At 57.3% G+C, this 728-nt stretch carries 1 protein-coding gene; it reads right to left on the bottom strand.

Annotated elements, in window-relative coordinates:
- Positions 1–728, bottom strand: a 728-nt coding sequence (locus H8S80_RS33960; RefSeq protein ID WP_187049111.1) for a relaxase family protein, incomplete at both ends; no start/stop codon positions are given.

The following is a 728-nucleotide window of genomic DNA, read 5'->3' as shown; positions in this document are numbered from 1 at the left end:
TTGTGCTTTGCCGCCCAGCGGTCATAGCCCACGCCCTTGCCCTCGGCTCGCTTGGCTTCCCGGTCAACCATGCGCTGCAAGGTGTTGTCTGCCGGGGTGGTTTTTGTGGTTTTTTCCCCTTGTGACGGCTTTTTAACTGCGACAGGGTATTCGGGTATGGCTTTGGTCTGTTCTGCGGCTCTGCGGGCGTTCTGTGTAAGCAGGGCAAGGACAGCAGCCTTGTCAAAATCGTCCCCCAGCTTCCGGGCTGTGATAGGCTTTGTCCTGTCCGGCGTGAGGTAGGAAAGCCGCCCCCGGCTCTCCTTGACGGTCACACCCTCCCGCAGCAAAAGGGAAGAAAACTCGTCAAAGCTACCAGCTTGGGAAAGTGCCTGCCGTATCGTCCGGCGCAGCTTCGCCTTGTCCGTTTCAAACTTGGTGGGCTTGGTTGGCTGTCCGGTGGCTTCTCTGGCGGCGTTCTCTTTATCAAGGGCAAGCTGCCCTTTCTTTGCCGCCCAGTATTCCCGTTCCGTTATCCGTTCCTTGCTGCCGCTTAGGAGGTCGATTTGGTAAAGCCCCTCCCGGTGGCACATCTCCATGACTTCACTCTTGAAATATTCCATAGCGGCGTTGGTGCAGCGGTGCTTGCAGCCCTCCCGTGTATCGGCTGGTCTGTCCATGTAGGGCAGAAGCGGGACTTCATAAATCCGCAGGGAGTTGATGACGATATGCACATGGATATTGCCGCT

The sequence above is a fragment of the Hungatella sp. L36 genome, from assembly GCF_014288035.1.
This window is presented reverse-complemented; position numbering and strand designations above follow the sequence as displayed.